The organism is Paenibacillus sp. FSL M7-0656 (assembly GCF_038003225.1).
GTDB lineage: Bacteria > Bacillota > Bacilli > Paenibacillales > Paenibacillaceae > Paenibacillus > Paenibacillus amylolyticus.
Genome location: NZ_JBBOOT010000001.1, coordinates 6,906,512 through 6,925,862, shown reverse-complemented (window position 1 = coordinate 6,925,862; position 19,351 = coordinate 6,906,512). Strand labels below are relative to the sequence as shown.

The window sequence follows — 19,351 nt, the reverse complement described above, 5'->3', positions numbered from 1 at the left end:
TCCAATGGATCAAGGCTGTTTCTCTGTGAGTGCTTTTTCCGCGGGCACTCTTAACGTGATGATATGCATCTCCGCAGGACAACTTAGTCGGAGAGGAAGATGATTTGTACCGTATCCTCTGCTAACAAGCATTTTGCCTTCTTGGTGAATGTCCTCCGGACTTCGCTTCAGGGAGTACCACCCATTCGATACGGGACGATACGCTTTGCTCAGGAACACAGGTCCGAAAAATGGTAAAACCAATTGTCCGCCATGTGTATGACCACTTAAAATAAGATCTGCATTTTCTTCCAAGCGAAGGGCCTGCAAAGGATCATGAACGATAGCAATTTTGCAAAAACGGTTACCGATCTGCTGTAGTAATACATCGCCCTGTTTGGAACGATAGTCTATACCGATCAGGCTCAATCTGTCGTTGCCCCTTTGCAGATATTCTACATTATCCTGCAGGAGCCTAACGTCCGATTCCCGAAGGATTCGCGCAAGTTGAGCGGTACCAGCCCTCTTGTCATGGTTGCCATACACCGTAAATGAAGGAGCAATGTTCGATAAAATTTTCATGTTATGTCTAACTAAAGACCATGAGATTCCTTTTTCCGCAACATCCCCGCCGATGAGAACCCAGTCCACCTTGTTTTTAACGTTTGCCAGATCCTTCTGCTTCAGCTTGCGCTTGTGCGTGTCGGATACATACAAAATCATGGCCCCGTCAAAGGATGTTGGCAGATGAGGCACTTCAACCTCTTCTTCAATCATTTGATGAATATGGGCTTCACGCCACATATGAAAAAGTAGTAAAACTCCCATCAAAATGATTAAACCTGCGAGTAAAAGCATTACCACGGCAAGGGAAGGAACGTATTCAGAGCGGGTGCCCCTTCAACCCCCCACCAAACCAGACTAATCGTTAACATGACAAAAATAAAAATGAGTGAATTAACAAACCTCTTGCTCAATTTTAACCGACGTGAAGGATGTAATTCTGTCCGTGTAGGAAGCGAACCCGCTTCAGGGATCGATTCTTCCGTTGAATTTGGCGTTTTTTTGGAGCGTGATGGTGCCCTTTGAGGTAGTACTGGACTTTCCAGTTTTTCTGTATAAGGCTTGCGCTGTGATCTAGGTAAAGAAACGGAAGTAATTGGTGTGATTCCGCCAACCTCAGCAGCTGCTGCCGTTTCAGCAACGATGCTTACTTGAGAAGCCACCTGACGCTCGGATTTCTCTTTTTTATCCGATTGACGATGGCGCTGACTGCCATATGTCTTCATTCTACTTAATGGCTGATTCATGATCCCCTCCGAAAACGTATCGCTAATCCGGACACCAAATCAATTATAAAGTGACATAATATAGGCGCCCATAATGTGCCGGACTGCAAGTAAATCCAACCCAATCCATAACTTGAGACAAACACCCAGCCTGTTGGAATCCAGTGGCGCAAATAACGAATATGGATAACTGCAAATAAAATACTTGTCCAGTAAGGACCGATGGCATGTTGGATGGCTCCACGGAATAATAATTCCTCACACACAGCAACAATGGCTGCTATACATACAATGTGCCAGATCGGACGCCCACGGAACAACATCTCGTTAATTCCACCGTCATCCATGCTTTCCTGAGGTATAACATACGACAGTACCAAGTCCATAACAAGCATTATTCCTGCAAGACCAAGACCCCACCATATAAATTGGTAATTGTCAGGCCATGCGAGTACATCTAACAAGTTTCGTTTCTGCAATAAGATCCACACAACTCCGATAATCAGTGTCAGACCTTGTGTAAAGTATAGATTGATTAAAAGCAAACGCTCGGTAAGCTGTTGTGGCTCAGCCTTCTGAATCTTGAACTTGGGAAACTTGAATTTTTTCATCGGATGCGTCTGTCCTCTTGAGTTAAATTTGATGGATAACAATTACGTTGTCCAATCGGATAGTATACTAAATGATAGCCAAAAAACCAATTAGGTTCAAGGCCTGCCCCAAGTCCTGGTTATATGTCCGTGCCATTACTTCATTAAAGCAGTAAAATTCAGTTCACCAAACAGCTTACTTTCCATCTTCTTGTGGTAGGTATATTAACTATTGTATTACTTATGGTGACTCTGTTTATGTGTGAATCTAAAGACATCTGCAAAACATTTTAAAACATTTAAGCCTATTGACATGCTCATGTCAGCCATGATACATTATGAAAAAATTAGTCACGTTAAACACGATGATGGAAAAAAGACGTTGCTTCGTCTTACAGAGAGCCGATGGTAGGTGTGAATCGGTGGCAGGCAAATGGTCTTGAGCGCTCCTGAGTTATTGCATTGAAATTGGAGTAGGTGCAATCGGTTTAGACCCGTTATCCTCTTCGGTCTTCATTGACCGCTAAGACTGTCGTTGCGAAACGGCGGTGAATTAGGGTGGTACCACGACAACTCTCGTCCCTTATTGCGCAAGCAGTATGTGGATTGAGAGTTTTTTGATTTATTTTAAAGGATATCTGTGGGATCACTCTATTTGCTTCACCTTCCCCCTCTGTTGCGACACCGCGTTGTTGGGTGGAAGAATCAACCTGGTTTTAAGGAATACCTCTTCGCTGAGGTCAGACCTTGACGATATAGATACACATACCTAAGGAGGAAGAAACCATGTACAAAGTGTTAGTGTCGGACCCAATCAGTGATCTGGGGATCCAGCAACTGGTGGATGCAAATGATGTTGTTGTTGAGAAGAAAACCGGTCTTAGTGAAGATGAACTTGTTGCCATTATTGGTGAATATGATGCCCTCTTGGTTCGCAGCCAGACTCGTGTTACAGATCGTATTATGACGGCTGGTACCAACCTTAAGGTGATCGGACGTGCAGGTGTTGGTGTAGATAACATTGATCTGGAAGCTGCTACACAGCGCGGTATCATCGTTATTAATGCACCTGATGGCAATACCATCACAACCTGTGAGCACACGTTTGCCATGATGATGGCATTGGCACGACACATTCCTCAGGCATATGCCAAGACTATTCAGGGTACGTGGGATCGTAAAACCTTCCTGGGTGTGGAATTAAGAAATAAAACGCTCGGTGTACTGGGTATGGGACGGATCGGTAGTGAAGTTGCCAAGCGCGCCAAAGCATTTGGAATGGACATTCTTGCTTACGACCCGTTCCTCACGGAGGAGCGTGCCGAGAAGCTGCAAGTGAAGCTGGCTAGTGTAGATGATATCATTCGCAATGCGGACTTCATGACCGTTCACACACCATTAACACCGGAAACACGGCACATGATTTCACGTCCACAATTCGAAGTGATGAAAAAAGGAATGCGTATCATCAACTGTGCTCGTGGTGGTGTAGTTGACGAGATGGCACTTGTCGAAGCCATTGATCAAGGTATTGTTGCTGGTGCAGCATTTGACGTATTCGAAAGCGAGCCGCCAGCCGCTGATCACCCGTTCCTGAATCACCCAAGCATTATCGTTACGCCTCACCTTGGTGCGTCCACAGTAGAAGCACAAGAGAACGTGGCTATCGATGTGTCGGAACAGGTGCTTCACATTTTGCGTAACGAACCATTTAAAAACGCAGTTAACATGCCGGCTGTTGCACCAACCGTGATGAACAAATTGCAGCCTTATTTCAAACTGGGTGAAACGTTGGGTAGTTTTGCAGCACAGATTACACAAAATGCAGTGCAGGAGATTCGGATCGACTATGCTGGTGAACTTTCTGAAGTAGATACTTCTCCTCTCACTCGTTACATTGTGAAAGGGATTCTCGCCAGACATTTGGGTGGGGAAGCCAACATCGTTAACTCCATGCATCTGGCCAAAATCCGTGATCTGAATGTGGTTGTAAGCCAAACCTCAACCACTAAAGGATTTACTAACCTGATTACCGTAACATTGGTTACAACTCAGGATGCTGAGGAACGTCGTGTAGCAGGTACATTGCTTGCAGGTTATGGAGAACGTATTGTTCGTCTGGATAAATTCCCGGTAGATATCGCACCGGAAAGTCATCAAATTTTGATCTCCCACAACGATAAACCAGGTATTATCGGACGTGTAGGAACCCTGCTTGGACAAAACGATGTCAACATAGCATCCATGCAGGTTGGACGTAAAATTATTGGTGGTGCAGCGATCATGATTCTGACCGTAGATAAAGCTGTTCCAAAAGATGTACTTGTGCAGCTTGCTGCGCTGCCTGAAATCAATACTGCTGTTGAAATTGTTCTGGAATAATCCAATATATTTCTATATGTAAAAGGAAAGACGGGACCCTCGTGGTTCCCGTCTTTTTTCATGTACTCGCTGAAATATCGGTGAAGAAGATTGCAAACAAAATATTTGTGGAATTGGAAAAGGGGTGCCCATCAACCCCATATAAACTCCGCTTCTCTTGGTCAATGGAAATAGTCTTAATACGTTATCGAACTATTAACTTAACTGAATAATGTTTAGTGTAGACCCCGGAGGAGAAAGAACGGCTGCGCCAACAAGCCCGAATAATTGTAACTGTATTGTTGAACCAGCGGTAACGGTAACCATAAAGTCAGACTGCAGCTGACTGAGAGAGAGTACTGGAGATACTACACTCGCTGGAATAGCTGTACCGTTAAGTAAAACCCGAGATTGGATAGCAAGTGCAGCTGTCAGATTTATTTTGTATGAGATATAGTAGCGACCTGCGTTGGTCAGTGTGAAGGTGTCATTAGCCCCATTGACGGTTATACCTGTGCCAATATTTTGGTTATTCGGTAATGGAACGAGTGTACCACCCAATATTACAACAATCGTACCATTAGTGTTCTCAGCAAAAGCCGAATTAGATGTTACAGTTGTTCCGGTTGCACCGGTTGCACCTGTTGCTCCGGTAACTCCTGTACTTCCGGTACTTCCGGTTACACCGACTCCCGTTGCTCCCGTTATACCTGTGGCTCCGGTTTCCCCCGTCGCACCAGTAACTCCAGTACTTCCCGTTACGCCAGTCGCACCAGTTACTCCACTACTTCCTGTTATGCCGACTCCCGTGGCTCCGGTTTCCCCCGTAACACCAGTTGCTCCGGTACTTCCCGTTACGCCGACTCCCGTTGCTCCTGTTATACCTGTCGCTCCTGTTTCCCCCGTTGCACCAGTTGCCCCGGTACTTCCCGTTACCCCGACTCCCGTGGCTCCGGTTATACCTGTGGCTCCTGTTCCTCCAGTGACGCCAGTTACTCCACTACTTCCTGTTATGCCGACTCCCGTGGCTCCGGTTTCCCCCGTAACACCAGTTGCTCCGGTACTTCCCGTTACGCCGACTCCCGTTGCTCCTGTTATACCTGTGGCTCCGGTTTCCCCGTCGCACCAGTTGCCCCGGTGCTCCCCGTTACGCTGATTCCCGTTGCTCCCGTTATACCTGTCGCTCCGGTTTCCCCCGTAACACCAGTTGCTCCGGTTTCACCAGTGACACCAGAAACTCCGGTACTTCCTGTTACGCCGACTCCTGTGGCTCCTGTTATACCTGTGGCTCCTGTTCCACCCGTGACACCAGTTGCTCCGGTACTTCCCGTTACGCCCACTCCCGTTGCACCGGTTATACCTGTGAATCCGGTCTCCCCCGTGACACCAGTTGCCCCGGTGCTCCCCGTTACGCTGATTCCCGTTGCTCCCGTTATACCTGTCGCTCCGGTTTCCCCCGTAACACCAGTTGCTCCGGTTTCACCAGTGACACCAGAAACTCCGGTACTTCCTGTTACGCCGACTCCTGTGGCTCCTGTTATACCTGTGGCTCCTGTTCCACCCGTGACACCAGTTGCTCCGGTACTTCCCGTTACGCCCACTCCCGTTGCACCGGTTATACCTGTGAATCCGGTCTCCCCCGTGACACCAGTTGCTCCGGTACTTCCGGTTATGCTTACTCCCGTTGCGCCAGTCAATCCCGTTACGCCTGTTGCTCCTGTTTCCCCTGTAGCACCAGTACTACCTGTTACACTTACTCCTGTGGCTCCTGTGATCCCCGTCGCCCCAGTCAACCCTGCAACACCAGTCGCTCCTGTTTCACCAGTTGCCCCGGTTCCTCCAGTTACTCCTGTTGATCCTGTTACGCTTAGTCCCGTGGCTCCTGTAATTCCCGTCGCCCCGGTTAACCCTGTAAGACCTGTCGCTCCTGTTTCACCAGTTGCCCCGGTTCCTCCAGTTACTCCTGTTGATCCCGTTACGCTTAGTCCCGTCGCTCCTGTAATTCCCGTCGCCCCGGTTAACCCTGTAAGACCAGTCGTTCCTGTTTCACCAGTACTTCCCGTTACTCCAACTCCAGTTGCACCCGTCACACCTGTCGCTCCTGCTCCAGCGATCAATGTGTAATCCGGCGAAGTCCCCGGCGTTCCGGTTGGCGAGGCCACATTTGCAATATACGTACTACCGTTGAACGTTACAACCTGACCTGCTGGATACGTTGGGGCTACGGCTGGATCAAATGGTACGATACCACTTAAACCTACGCCTGTTGCTCCCGTTACCCCTGATGCCCCTGTCACTCCGGTACTTCCCGTTACTCCAACTCCAGTTGCACCTGTCACACCCGTTGCTCCTGCTCCAGCAAGCAATGTGTAATCCGGTGAAGTCCCCGGCGTTCCGGTTGGCGATGCCACATTTGCAATATACGTACTACCGTTGAACGTTACAACCTGACCCGCTGGATACGTTGGGGCTACGGCTGGATCGAATGGCACGATACCACTTAAACCTACGCCGGTCGCTCCCGTTACTCCTGATGCCCCTGTGACTCCGGTACTTCCGGTTACTCCAACTCCAGTTGCACCTGTCACACCTGTCGCTCCTGTTACGCCCGTTGCTCCTGTAGCTCCGGTACTTCCCGTTCCACCAACTCCAGTTGCACCCGTAACTCCCGTGGCTCCCACGCCAGCAAGCAACGTGTAATCCGGCGAAGTCCCCGGTGTTCCCGTTGGTGATGCCACATTCGCAATATACGTACTGCCGTTAAACGTTACAACCTGACCCGCTGGATACGTTGGGGCTACGGCTGGATCGAATGGTACAATACCACTTAAACCTACGCCTGTTGCTCCCGTTACCCCTGATGCCCCTGTGACTCCGGTACTTCCTGTTACTCCAACTCCAGTTGCACCTGTCACACCCGTTGCTCCCGCGCCAGCAAGCAACGTGTAATCCGGCGATGTGCCCGGCGTTCCGGTTGGCGATGCGACATTAGTTATATACGTACTGCCGTTGAACGTTACTACTTGACCCGCTGGATACGTTGGGGCTACGGCTGGATCAAATGGTACAATGCCACTCAAACCTACGCCTGTCGCTCCTGTTTCACCAGTTGCCCCAGTTACTCCTGTTGATCCCGTTACGCTTAATCCCGTCGCTCCTGTAATTCCCGTCGCCCCAGTCAACCCTGTAAGACCAGTCGCTCCTGTCACTCCGGTACTTCCCGTTACTCCAACACCAGTTGCACCCGTCACACCTGTTGCTCCTGCGCCAGCAAGCAACGTGTAATCTGGTGAAGTCCCCGGCGTTCCGGTTGGTGACGCCACATTCGCGATATACGTACTGCCGTTGAACGTTACAACCTGGCCGGCTGGATATGTTGGGGCTACAACTGGATCAAATGGTACAATGCCACTTAAACCTACACCTGTCGCTCCTGTTACGCCCGATACTCCGGTACTTCCCGTTACTCCAACGCCGGTTGCTCCCGTTACACCTGATGTACCTGTGGCTCCTGTAGGTCCTGCACCTGCAAGCAATGTATAGTCTGGAGAACTTCCTGGCGTACCCGTTGGCGAAGCGACATTTGTAATGTAAGTACTGCCACCAAACGTGACGATCTGTCCAGCTGGATATGTTGGGGCTAATGCGGGATCGAATGGCACGATGCCACTTAATCCTGCACCTGTGGCTCCAGTTGCACCAGTCGCCCCCGCAGCAGCGATTAATGTGTAATCCGATGAAGATCCTGGTGTTCCTAGAGGACCAGCTACACTCGTAATGTAAGTACTACCGTTATACGTAATTACTTGACCTGCTGGATAACCCGGGGCGAGCGCTGGATTAAATGCCACGGCTCCTGTCAAACCAGCTCCGGTTGCTCCCGTTGCTCCAGTCGTCCCACCCGACAGCAAAAGAGTGTAGTCTGGAGAACTTCCGGGTGTACCCAAGGGACCGTTTACATTGGCAACATAGAGACTCCCGTTGAAACTAACGACCTGACCTTGAGCATATGTTGGCCCAAGCGCAGGGTCAAACGCCGTAATATTGTTCAAACCCACACCAGGTGCTCCTGCCGGACCCTGTGCTCCCTGTGGACCAACTGGGCCAACCGGTCCTACTGGTCCAAGTCCTCCCGGTGTGCCAGTATCCCCTTTCACCCCAGGGACTCCTGGGACACCTGGTACCCCTGGGACTCCTGGCACTCCCTGTGGGCCGGCTGGTCCGGTAATCCCTCCAGTTCCAAGAGTTGTCGTCGCACGGCTTAGCGATATGGAGATCGATCGAATTAATCCCACAAGTTTATCTTTTTCTGCAGGAGGTACTTCCAGAAGCAGCGTCACACTTAACAAGTCATCCAGTAAGTTTTGCAAGTTACCTGCGAGATTAATAAGAGGAACAGGAACAACCTCTGAACCTGCAATCGTTAATTCCAATACGGCTTGTAATTCTGCCTTTACTCCGGCACGAAATCCGGATTGATTTACAAAAGTAAGTAACTGGCGTAATCCATTCTGTAATGACAGTATATTGGCTGAAGTCGGCTGACTAATTGTAGCAGGAATAGCCACAGCCAAAGAACGCAGTATGGATTCAAACTGCTCCAGTTCGCTTGTGGTTATTGGAATAAACGGAGAGCCTGCTCTAAAAGATCTGCCTTCCAGGAAAGCTTTAATATTGACCCTTTTTCGATCATCGGACATGCTTAACTCAATCCTCCTCTATCTTGCTTGCTTTTCAAGCTTATGTCACATAGGAAGGAAAATTATCTTGGACACTCTTTTTAGTCAAAAAAAGACCATTCATGTTCCACGTTGAACAAGATTAAACGGTAGTCTTCAACAAAAAAACACCCTCCTTAAAAGGGTGTTTCCGCACTTTTTGTATGAAATTCAGGCTATTTCGATGAATCCAAAGGAAATTGCAAAATAAACTCTGTTCCTTCGCCAAGCACACTATTGACGGTAATCATACCTTGATGCGCATCAACAATATTTTTCACAATCGCTAAACCAAGCCCCGTACCTGCACTTTCTCCCCGAACACGAGCCTTGTCTGCTTTGTAGAATCGTTCGAAAATAAATGGTAAGTCGGATGAAGGGATACCTACTCCCTGATCCTTCACAGAAACTCTGACAAATGGAGCACGAAGATAAGTGACCCGCTCGGCTGAGATCATTACATTTTTGCCAGTAGGCGTATGTCTGAACGCATTATCCAGCAAATTCGTAAATACTTGCTCAAGTCGATCCTCATCTGCCTGTTGAAGTTCAATAGTTGGCTGTTCGAACTCAAAGTGCAGTTGAATTCCCTGTTCTTTTGAACGCACAGAGAACTTCCGATATACACGTTCAAGTAGTTCTCCGAGGTCAACTTCCTTCATCACCATGTCCGTGTGTCCAGCTTCCATCCGCGCAAGATCAAGCAAGTCTTTAACCAGTCTGCCCATCCGGAGAGACTCATCATGAATGACCTGGATCAGTTCTTCGCTCTCTTCCGGTGAGGTTGCCATGCCGTCCAAAAGGGCTTCACTGTAGCCTTGCATCATGGATAGCGGAGTTCGTATCTCATGAGATACGTTAGCCACGAAATCACGCCGCATTTTCTCCAGTCGCACTTCTTCTGTTACATCTCTTAAAACAGCCACAGCCCCTCTGACAACACTGTCAGCATACAACGGTGCCATCTGAACAGACCAGACACCTTGCTGTACGTGAACATTGGAGTTCTGGTCCCCGCCTTGCTCCATCACCATTTTGAACAAAGGAAGAAGGGGCTCAGGTACATCACGCGAAGTCTTGTCAGACTGCTCGGATTCTTGTCCTTCGTCCATTTTTGCCCAATCGAGATCATACCATGCCTGCATGATCTTCTCTCCTGGCGGATTCGTCAGAATAACTTTGCCTTCACCATCAAATGTAACCACCGCATCGGTCATGCTGCGAAGCACACTCGCCAAATGTTCCTTCTCATGGTTAAGGTTTCGAATATTATCTTCCAGTTGGGCAGCCATATGATTAAATGTGTTGGCAAGTTCACCAATCTCATCACTCGTTACCAGGGAGAGACGTGTTCCGTAGTTCCCTTTGCGAATCGCATTGGCTGCCTGAATCAATTGCTGCATGGGCTGCGTTATTTTAGTGAATAGAAACAATGCAAAAAACGTGGTTAAACTGAATCCGATAATACAGATATAGGTGAACAACCGCTTAATATCTCTGGATTCGGATTCTGCAAAGTTCGTATCAATGTAGGGCAGCAAAAAAAGACCCAGCGCTATAAGTACACAACCCACAAGGCAGATAATAGTGATCCATAACTTCCCGACCAGTGATCTCCAGAAACTAAAACTACTTCGGTACTTCCAGTTTATAACCCACACCCCACACCGTCGTAATCATGGCCGCCGATTCAGGCGATACCTTGTTAAGTTTCTCGCGAAGACGCTTCACGTGCGTATCCACGGTACGAAGATCGCCAAAGAATTCGTAATTCCATACATCTTTGAGCAATTCTTCTCTGGAGAAAACTTTGTCGGGAGATGTTGCCAGGTAGTGCAGCAATTCATATTCTTTTGGTGTAAGACTAATCTCTTCGCCACCCGCGGTTACCCGGTGGGCATCATGCTCAATAACCAGATGCGGGAACACGATGTTGTTACTCGAATTGCTCTCCTTGGAGAGATAAGCTGTCGCGGAAGCTCGACGCAAAATCGCTTTGACACGATAAATCACTTCACGCGGGCTGAATGGTTTTACAACATAATCATCAGCGCCAACTTCGAAGCCTTGAACCCGGTTAATCTCTTCACCTTTTGCAGTGAGCATCAAAACCGGCGTTGATTTCACCTGACGAAGACGGGTACACACTTCAACTCCATCCATACCCGGCAACATCACATCAAGCAAAATCAGCCCGTAATCCCCTGCTGTTGCTTTACGCAGTGCAGTTTCCCCATCCTCAGCTTCATCGATTTCATAACCTTCTTTTTCAAGATACATTTTCAAAAGCCTGCGGATTCTCTCTTCGTCATCCACGACCAGTATTCGATTCTCATGTTCAGCCATGCCTCTCCAGCCCCTTTGCAATAACTCCTCATCACTTCTATTATGTTCGATCTGGCGAACAATATTTGAATACCCTTCAATAAAAAGGTACATTTGTGTTTCCCGCTTCTAAACTCAACCTTTGCAATACGAGTCTGTCCTAGTCAGCCCCAGCATAAGAATGTAATCCGGCAATGATCAGATTCACTCCAACCAGCGTAAACATGACCACCAGGAAGCCAAGAACTGCAAGCCATGCAGACTTCTGACCTTGCCAACCTCTGGATAAACGCAAATGCAGATACACACTATAATATAGCCATGTAATCAATGCCCACACCTCTTTGGGGTCCCAACCCCAAAAGCGACTCCAGGCAATCTGAGCCCAGATCATGGCAAAAATTAATGCTCCCAGCGTAAATATCGGAAAACCAATGGCAATCGCGCGATAACTTATCTCATCCAGATCATCGGCATCGATTCCATCCATCATTGGCTGTAACGCTTGTCCAAGTGGTCTGCGCACAAGAAGTCGTACAATTCCATACAGGATCAGACCTACAATAAGTGACCAAACTACCGTATTCAGCTTGCGCCCGGCATTTACCCCGTTCATCCAGGAAGGCGTCTCAAGTAAAGGTTTTTTCATGCCAAGAAACGGTGTCATGCTCTCCACTTCGCTATTATATGGTGCAAAAATCGGAGGCATGCGATAAATCACTTTCTCTATTGTACTATTTTCCTGTACCTCTGTGTCAATGCTGACCGTTTTCTGTACAAAAACCGCCTCGTAACCAGCTGTACGAAAGGCAAATACCGTTCCGATGAATCCGATGACTACAACGATCGTAACTAGGGTGAATTCAACCCATCCTCGTTGACGTCTTGAAGATTTGTCTTTACCACTGAAATCAACAGTACGGAGCAAATACATGAACCCTGCGGCAAAACCCACGGCGAAGAATGCTTCACCAAGCGCCGCCAACGTCACGTGAATTTTCAGCCAAATGGACTGAAGTGCAGGGATTAATGGTTGTACCTCCTGAGGAAATACAGCGGCGTACGCCATAATAATAATGGTAAGTGGTAACGCAAACAAACCCAGTAATGACTTGCGGTATATGGCATATACAACAATAAATGCAACCATAATCATCATGGACAGAAAAGACATGAACTCATACATGTTACTAACCGGGATATGACCTGCCCCAGCCCATCGGGTTACAAAAAATACGATATGTGCCGCCAAGGCGACAGTCGAAGCGATAAAAGCTCTTTTACCCCAACGATTCATATGGTCCAGAGGATCACGATTACTCCATTTTTTGCCCATGACCGCGACAGCATATAACAAGAATGCAGCACAATAGAGAAAGAAAGATACGATAAATGCGTCGCTGCTGAAATCCAATAAACTCATGCCTGATTCCCCCCGTTATCCAACGACTTCTCTTCCACTTCCAGATTCATCTGTTTCAAGACGGCCGCAACTTCACGCCTGAAGCCAAACCAGTTTTTGTTGGTATGTCCACCCAATGTGAGCTGTTTATCATCAAAACGAATCCAGATGCGGCGATGATGCCAATAAAAACCCATGACCAGACCCAACATAACAATACCGGCTCCTACCCACACAAAAGGCATTGCCTTGTCCACTCTTATATTGAGATAACTTACGGACTGAATAATATCGACCTTGTCCATGCTGTCTACTTCCAGCTGTAAAGGAATCTCAGCTCCAATCAGCTGTTGGTTAATTGCATCCTGTTGAAACCGTTGTTTATCAATCTGCTTCGCAAAGTACAGATATTGTATCCCCTCTTCGGGCAGATCCGGTCCCTTGATGAGAAAGAGAAAAGCAGGTGCATTAGGTGAAGGTGATTTTGATTTGGGCTGACCATTCTCATCCAATCCAAAGTCCATAAACTTTTCTTTTACCGTGAGCTTATAAGGACCAGCTTCAAATGTTCTTTGGGTATCTACCATATCGATCTTAATTGGCCCATATACTTCACCCGTCTCTGTATTGACCAGATCAGGCGTTACGGAACGAATGGTCGGTGTTAGATCATAATCAAACTGATATGCTTTCAGACCGTTATAATTCAATGGATGATTCACGCGTACATCATGTCTGGCCACCTCAGCTAACTGAGGTTTCTTCGAGAGATCCGAACAATCTGCTGTACATTCATACAAAACAACTTTTGTTTCGAACAGTTTTGGAACGGTCTTATTCAGGTTACGGAATTGCTCGGGTACTTCGTCCTCACTGTAGAATTCAACATTAAACTGTTCATTTTGCAGATACATCGATGTATTCGGGATCTTTTTGATCTCACCTTCAGGAAAAGCGACGTGCTCGTCCAAATTCAGACCTGGAAGACCTCGTGCGAGCACCGCCAGCAAAAATATAATGAGTCCAATATGGATGACATATGGGCCCCATCGACTGAATCGCTGTTTCTCGGCGAGTAATGCATCCCCCTGAGTGTGCACGCGGTATCCTTTCTTTTTCAACGGCGTAACCGCTTTCTTAATCCAGTCTTCTGGTGCCTCTTCGATGGTACCTTGGTACACGAGACGCTGTCTTGTCAAAAATTGCGTATGCTTACGTATTCTCTGTTTATTCAGTGCTTTGTAGAGCGGTAGGACGCGATCCAGACTGCATATCACCAATGATGCCCCAATCAGCACCAGCAGTAGAATAAACCACCAGGATTCGTATGTATGGGATAAACCCAACAGATAATAGATATGACCCAATTGACCGTATGTTTCTTTGTAATACACGGAAGGATCAATATTCAAGAACGTACTTTCTTGCGGATAGATTGTACCAAGCATAGAACCTACAAGCGTGAAAACAATCATATAGACGGCAATTTTGACGGATGAAAAAAAGTTCCATATGCGGTCAATGATGTTGGGATTACTACGCTGTGAACGGCGCGCCATGCCATCATAACGCATTTCCAGCACTTCATCCGATTTAGCTTCAGACTCCAGTAACGGTTTTCCACATGCTTCACATAGTACAGTGCCAACCGGATTCTGGTGTCCGCACTCACATTTGGTATTTTGGAACACGAATAGACCTCCTGTCAGGGCTGCTTCGCCAGTTGCGAAATTTGAGCGTCAAGTGTGTCCAAATCAAGTTGCCCGATATGAATGGTAGAGATTTTGCCCGTGTCGGATACAAAGAATGTTGTTGGCATCGGAGAGATCCCGAAATCACGAACCGAGTTTTTCTCCCTGTCAAGCATGATTGGAAACGTAACCCCAACCTGCCGTACAAAATTATCCACGGTCATCTGGTCTTCTCCAACATTAATTCCGACAAATTGTACTCCCTGGTCCTTCCATTTGTCAGCTTGCGCCTGAAGTGCAGGCATTTCTTTAACACAAGGTTCACACCACGTGCCCCAGAAATTGATCACCATTGCTTTTCCTTTGTACTCATCAGACGTATGAACTTGACCATCCAGGCCCAGCAGTTCAAAAGAAGGAGACTTGTCCCCTTCCTTTGGCTTGCCATTCGAGCCGGATACCGATGTGGTAATCGCATATCCGCCCAACACCAGGATCAATAACAAAATGACGATTTGCACCGTTCTTCTTGATTTGCCCATGTGCTGCTCCCCTTTTAAGTGACTGTAGCATTCGCATCTTATTGGTCTAAGACAACTGTGAACATCCTATGAACAATTATAGCGAATTTCGTCACAAAACTGCGGCGGTTTTATGAAAATTATGTGTCCTCACATTACCTTTTTTTCATTTTTTTGGCTGGTTCTGATTGTGCGAGGGTAATCAGGTTGTTGACTTCCTCTTTGGTCAGATTGCGTGTCAGACCACGTTTCAGGTTTTGTAGCAAAATACCACCAAACGAAATCCGTTTCAGACGAGTTACCGGATGGTTGATTGCCTCGAACATACGTCTAACCTGACGGTTACGTCCTTCATAGATCGTAATGGAAATGATCGACTCATTGGCCGCTGTATCCACATCTTTGTACTCTACCTCTGCAGGAGCAGTCATGCCGTCATCCAGCATAATGCCTGTCTTTAATTTCTCCAGAGCTGTACCATGCGGCACACCTTTAACCGTTGCATGATACGTTTTGGGTACGTGATGCTTCGGATGCGTCAGCAAATGTGCAAACTCACCATCATTGGTAAGGATCAATAAGCCCTCTGTGTCATAATCCAGACGACCTACAGGATATACGCGTTCCTTGACACCTTTCAGGTAGTCGGATACAATTTTCCGACCTTCCGGGTCAGATGCACTTGTGATTACACCTTTTGGCTTGTTCAACATCAAGTACACTTTTTTCTCACTGCGGATCGGTTTTCCATTAACCGTAATCATATCCTCTTCGGGGTTCGCTTTTGTACCCAGTTCGGTTACGACCTCCCCGTTAACTTCTACTTTGCCGGACAGGATTAGTTCCTCGCTCTTGCGGCGGGATGCAATGCCTGCCTGTGCGATAATTTTTTGTAATCTTTCCATGTTTGTCATGTCACCTCACACTAATGATACCCATCACGCAAGGAAATCACAAGGATAATCCAAGGATTTTGTAAACTGGCGACACGAATATGCATTTTAGACTACCTTCCCCTGGAGATCGCCGCAAAAAAAAGCCTACCTTTACACGACCTGTTGAACACAGATGGTGTAAAGATAAGCCTTTTCCTCAAATCATTTAATTGGAAACTTTGCCGGCAACTGCAACCTGTTTTTTGGCAGGTGTGGTACTCTCTTTAATGAAAGTCTGCAATGTCTTGGAAGTAATATAATAGGTACGTCCACCGTACACAAATGTCATCATACCAATTACCCGGTTGTTCTGATCCAGAACAGGGCCACCTGAATTACCTTGTGCCATGGATTTCACAATACTGCCGATTCCCTTTTTACCTGGAACGTCCAAAGCTTTGGAACTAAACACTCTGCTTTTGGCTATCGTATTGAAGGTTGAAGGAAAATCTTCATCCAGGATGACAAGATCACCAGCAGGATTTTTGGGGAATCCAATCGTATAAACAACCTGGTTATCCCTTGCATTTGCAAACGTGACCGGTTGGGCGTCTATTTCCTTGTCCAGCTTCAGCAGTGCCATATCTGTCACCGGGTCTGTCTTAATAATTTTTGCCTTTACAGGCTTACCCAAGGAACCCGGACTTGCAACAGTCAGTGTACCTTCATCACCATCAGACAGTTCAGCAAAACTCTGAACGACATGATAATTCGTGAGCACTTCATCCTTTGAGATCAATATTGAGGTACCAACATCATAATATACCATATCGGGTTCATCCTGCTTGACCAAACGTACATTCACGACTGGAAAAGAATCCGCTGTGACTGCCATTTGTGCACGCAGCTGTTTGTCGAAGTAACCTGTAAAATGTATCGTCTGAACGGCTTGAGCTGCCGCCAGCCCCGTTGACCCTGCGAGCATTGCAATAGCAAGCACGCCTGACATTCCGACACGGAGCATTCGTTTCCAACTCTTCTGCATGTCTCACTCTCCTCCGCTATTATTCTAGCATATCTAATATATCGGAAGGAAAGGAGATATCTTTTTAACCAAAAACGAGCAAACAAATGGCGAGGGCAGCAATAAAACCAATGACATCGGAAAACAACCCTACTTTGAGTGCATATCGACCGTTACGTATGCCTACAGCCCCAAAATAAACAGTCAGCACATATAACGTGGTGTCTGTACTCCCCTGAATCGTAGATGCCATACGTCCAATCATGGAGTCAGGGCCATGGGTTTTGATTAGATCGGTTGTAAACGCCAGAGAGCCTGTCCCCGTTAAAGGACGCAGTATTCCGAGTGGTAACACTTCGCCCGGAACACCCATCCAGGACACCAGCGGAGCAAACAGACTAATCACAAAATCCAGTGCACCCGAGGCACGAAATACGCTGATTGCGACCATCATTCCCACGAGATGTGGAATAATACTGATTGCAGTGGAGAAACCATCCTTGGCCCCATCAACAAAGGATTCGTAAACCGGGACCTTTTTGGTAAACGCATATAATGGAACAAACGCGATAATAACCGGGATGGCCCAGACGGAAATCCAGTTGATGAAGGTTAACAAAGGTGCTCATCCTTTCATGCCGGGATTGCCACTTTTCTGTATGCGCGGCGGTTTGTGTAAAGCCCTGTTTCGATACCAGCGATCGGCGATTATAGCAGCAAGTGTAGCGATAATGGTAGCCATCAATGTTGTTCCCACAATCTCTGTTGCATTGGCGGAATGATAGTTTAAGCGGATGGCGATCAGCGTTGTCGGAATAATGGTAATGCTAGCCGTATTCAGAGCCAGTAAGGTGCACATCGCAGGAGAAGCGGTTTGTTTGTCCGGATTAAGCTCCTGTAGCTGTTGCATCGCTTTGATTCCCATCGGTGTAGCCGCATTTCCTAGTCCCAGCAAATTGGCACTCATATTGGAGAGAATATAACCCATCGCCGGATGATTTTTGGGCACATCGGGGAACAGGAAGCCCACAACCGGACCGAGCAGCTTGGCAATCCGAGCCAGGAGACCCGCATCTTCAGCCATTTTCATCATGCCCATCCAGAACACAAGCACACTAATCAGTCCAAAACAGACCGTGACTCCCGTTGCCGCCCCATCAAAAGCAGCTTGCGTGACCACTTCGATATTGCCGTTGACGGCTGCAAAAACAAATCCGATTAAAATCATGAGTAGCCAAATTAGATTAATCATGGATTATATCCTCCCTTCAATGGCGATTTAGCTAAGGAGACAACAGGTGGCTTAACACGGCACGCCATGCAGTTGCCCAGGAAGAGACATCACCGATTCCACCCAGCGTTGCATCTTCTGTCTTCGGTTCAGGAGGAATATAACTGCCTTTGCGATACACGGGAATTGAGCCCACAAGTTTGCCGTCAAGTTGCATATCAATGCGCCCTGCCAATCCAAACGAAGGATCTGTCGATTGTTCCTTGCCTTCCGTTTCCGACTGTCCTCTATTTTCGTGTAGTATCAATTTCTTGGTCAATGAGCCTTCTTCACTTTTAGCCAGTGGGTACCAGAATCCCCGGCCCGTAACGACATCTGTATTTTGCACAGGCTGTTCTTGCTTGGCGACCTCTACTAACGGGAAGTACTCAAAACCGAAATCTAGCATCCGAGCATGATCGTTCCAATCGTTTCCGTCGTTCAGCGTTACTGCGGCGAGCTGCTGTCCGTTACGTGTAGCGGAACTGACCAAACATCTGAAAGCTTTTTTTGTGTAGCCGGTTTTCACTCCATCCGCACCTTCATACATCCGCAACATTTTATTTTTATTGTGCCAAGAGTATTCCCAGCTTTCATTGGGGTTCGGTGCGGATTTGTCCTCCGTGGCTACGATGCGTTTGAACACCGGATTGTGCAATGCATATGCCGTTAATCGTGCCAAGTCGTTAGCTGTTGAATAGTGACCTTCTGCATCCAGTCCATGAGGGTTCATAAAATGAGAATGCGTCAGACCGATTTGCTCCGCCTTTTTGTTCATTAACAGGACAAAGCCTTCTTCCGAACCACCGACATGTTCTGCGATCGCAGAGGCCGCGTCATTGCCTGAACGGAGCATGAGCCCGTACAACATGTTTTCAAGCGTCATCTCTTCACCTAACTTGAGATAGAGAGAAGATCCTTCTTTGGCAAAAGCCGAGGGAGACACTTTCACTTTATCATCCAGCTTGCTGTGTTCGATTGCTACGATCGCCGTCATGATTTTGGTCAGGCTGGCGATGCGCAGTTCTTTATCCCCATCTTTGCTGTATAAGATCCGGCCTGATGTGACATCAATGAGAGCAGCGCTTTGCGCATGTGTAGACGGACCTTGAATCGTTGCCTGGGCTTGAGTAGTCCCTAATGAAGACAACAAGAAGACAGGGATAAGCATGCATGCAATGACTTTCGTTATTTTTCGCATCAATTCATTCCTCCGGGTCACTTGGAATCTTGTACTATCTTATGTTCGGACAACTTGGAGTATGTCCCATAGGGCAAAAACAGCAAAAATCCCTCACGCTTGGAT

General features: G+C 47.3%; 14 protein-coding genes, 3 pseudogenes and 1 other annotated feature. Of the genes and pseudogenes, 1 reads left to right on the top strand and 16 read right to left on the bottom strand.

Going from position 1 to position 19,351, the window contains the following annotated elements; genetic code table 11:
• Nucleotides 1–9: 9 nt before the first annotated feature.
• From MHI01_RS30345 to MHI01_RS30335, 3 genes are read right to left on the bottom strand one after another with little or no spacing between them, the layout of a single operon-like run.
• Nucleotides 10–783 (bottom strand): metallophosphoesterase, encoded by a 774-nt coding sequence (locus MHI01_RS30345; RefSeq protein ID WP_340984777.1) that lies wholly within the window; start codon nt 781–783, stop codon nt 10–12.
• Nucleotides 784–836: 53 nt separating this feature from the next.
• Nucleotides 837–1,289, bottom strand: a complete 453-nt coding sequence (locus tag MHI01_RS30340) for a hypothetical protein (protein ID WP_017687671.1) — start codon at nt 1,287–1,289, stop codon at nt 837–839.
• On the bottom strand, nt 1,286–1,879 hold the full coding sequence (locus MHI01_RS30335) for a CPBP family intramembrane glutamic endopeptidase (RefSeq protein ID WP_036607728.1): 594 nt from the start codon (nt 1,877–1,879) through the stop codon (nt 1,286–1,288). The genes MHI01_RS30340 and MHI01_RS30335 overlap by 4 nt, the downstream gene beginning before the upstream one ends.
• Nucleotides 1,880–2,214: 335 nt before the next feature.
• Nucleotides 2,215–2,445: a binding site (T-box leader), on the top strand.
• Nucleotides 2,446–2,644: 199 nt separating this feature from the next.
• Between MHI01_RS30335 and serA the strand changes: the two genes are divergently transcribed.
• A complete protein-coding gene (serA, locus tag MHI01_RS30330) occupies nt 2,645–4,240 on the top strand; it encodes a phosphoglycerate dehydrogenase (protein ID WP_017687669.1) in 1,596 nt (531 codons plus the stop codon).
• A gap of 195 nt (nt 4,241–4,435) precedes the next feature.
• Here serA and MHI01_RS30325 read toward each other — a convergent pair.
• From MHI01_RS30325 to MHI01_RS30265, 13 genes and pseudogenes are all read right to left on the bottom strand, one after another.
• A pseudogene (locus tag MHI01_RS30325) lies at nt 4,436–5,499 on the bottom strand (BclA C-terminal domain-containing protein).
• 90 nt (nt 5,500–5,589) lie between these two features.
• Nucleotides 5,590–6,309, bottom strand: a pseudogene (locus MHI01_RS31080) (hypothetical protein); the annotation flags it as partial.
• Between the two features lie 2,178 nt (nt 6,310–8,487).
• Nucleotides 8,488–8,919, bottom strand: a pseudogene (locus tag MHI01_RS30315) (collagen-like repeat preface domain-containing protein); the annotation flags it as partial.
• Between the two features lie 194 nt (nt 8,920–9,113).
• A complete protein-coding gene (locus MHI01_RS30310; RefSeq protein WP_340984776.1) occupies nt 9,114–10,511 on the bottom strand; it encodes an ATP-binding protein in 1,398 nt (465 codons plus the stop codon).
• 55 nt (nt 10,512–10,566) lie between these two features.
• The gene (locus MHI01_RS30305) at nt 10,567–11,283 is read right to left on the bottom strand and encodes a response regulator transcription factor (protein ID WP_036607918.1); all 717 of its coding nucleotides are present in this window, start codon (nt 11,281–11,283) and stop codon (nt 10,567–10,569) included.
• Nucleotides 11,284–11,422: 139 nt separating this feature from the next.
• On the bottom strand, nt 11,423–12,685 hold the full coding sequence (ccsA, locus tag MHI01_RS30300; RefSeq protein WP_339186697.1) for a cytochrome c biogenesis protein CcsA: 1,263 nt from the start codon (nt 12,683–12,685) through the stop codon (nt 11,423–11,425).
• Nucleotides 12,682–14,355 carry a cytochrome c biogenesis protein ResB gene (gene resB, locus MHI01_RS30295; RefSeq protein ID WP_127550939.1) on the bottom strand — a complete coding sequence of 558 codons (1,674 nt, stop codon included), beginning with the start codon at nt 14,353–14,355 and terminating at the stop codon, nt 12,682–12,684. The genes ccsA and resB overlap by 4 nt, the downstream gene beginning before the upstream one ends.
• Before the next feature lie 14 nt (nt 14,356–14,369).
• Nucleotides 14,370–14,897 (bottom strand): redoxin family protein, encoded by a 528-nt coding sequence (locus tag MHI01_RS30290; RefSeq protein ID WP_017687661.1) that lies wholly within the window; start codon nt 14,895–14,897, stop codon nt 14,370–14,372.
• Nucleotides 14,898–15,031: 134 nt separating this feature from the next.
• Nucleotides 15,032–15,781: a pseudouridine synthase gene (locus MHI01_RS30285; RefSeq protein ID WP_017687660.1), complete on the bottom strand. Its 750-nt coding sequence runs from the start codon at nt 15,779–15,781 to the stop codon at nt 15,032–15,034.
• Between the two features lie 196 nt (nt 15,782–15,977).
• The gene (locus MHI01_RS30280; protein WP_340984775.1) at nt 15,978–16,796 is read right to left on the bottom strand and encodes a S1 family peptidase; all 819 of its coding nucleotides are present in this window, start codon (nt 16,794–16,796) and stop codon (nt 15,978–15,980) included.
• Between the two features lie 64 nt (nt 16,797–16,860).
• On the bottom strand, nt 16,861–17,394 hold the full coding sequence (locus tag MHI01_RS30275; protein WP_127550944.1) for a spore maturation protein: 534 nt from the start codon (nt 17,392–17,394) through the stop codon (nt 16,861–16,863).
• A gap of 6 nt (nt 17,395–17,400) precedes the next feature.
• A complete protein-coding gene (locus MHI01_RS30270) occupies nt 17,401–18,027 on the bottom strand; it encodes a nucleoside recognition domain-containing protein (RefSeq protein ID WP_036607746.1) in 627 nt (208 codons plus the stop codon).
• 31 nt (nt 18,028–18,058) lie between these two features.
• Nucleotides 18,059–19,246: a D-alanyl-D-alanine carboxypeptidase family protein gene (locus tag MHI01_RS30265; RefSeq protein ID WP_127550946.1), complete on the bottom strand. Its 1,188-nt coding sequence runs from the start codon at nt 19,244–19,246 to the stop codon at nt 18,059–18,061.
• Nucleotides 19,247–19,351 lie beyond the last annotated feature (105 nt).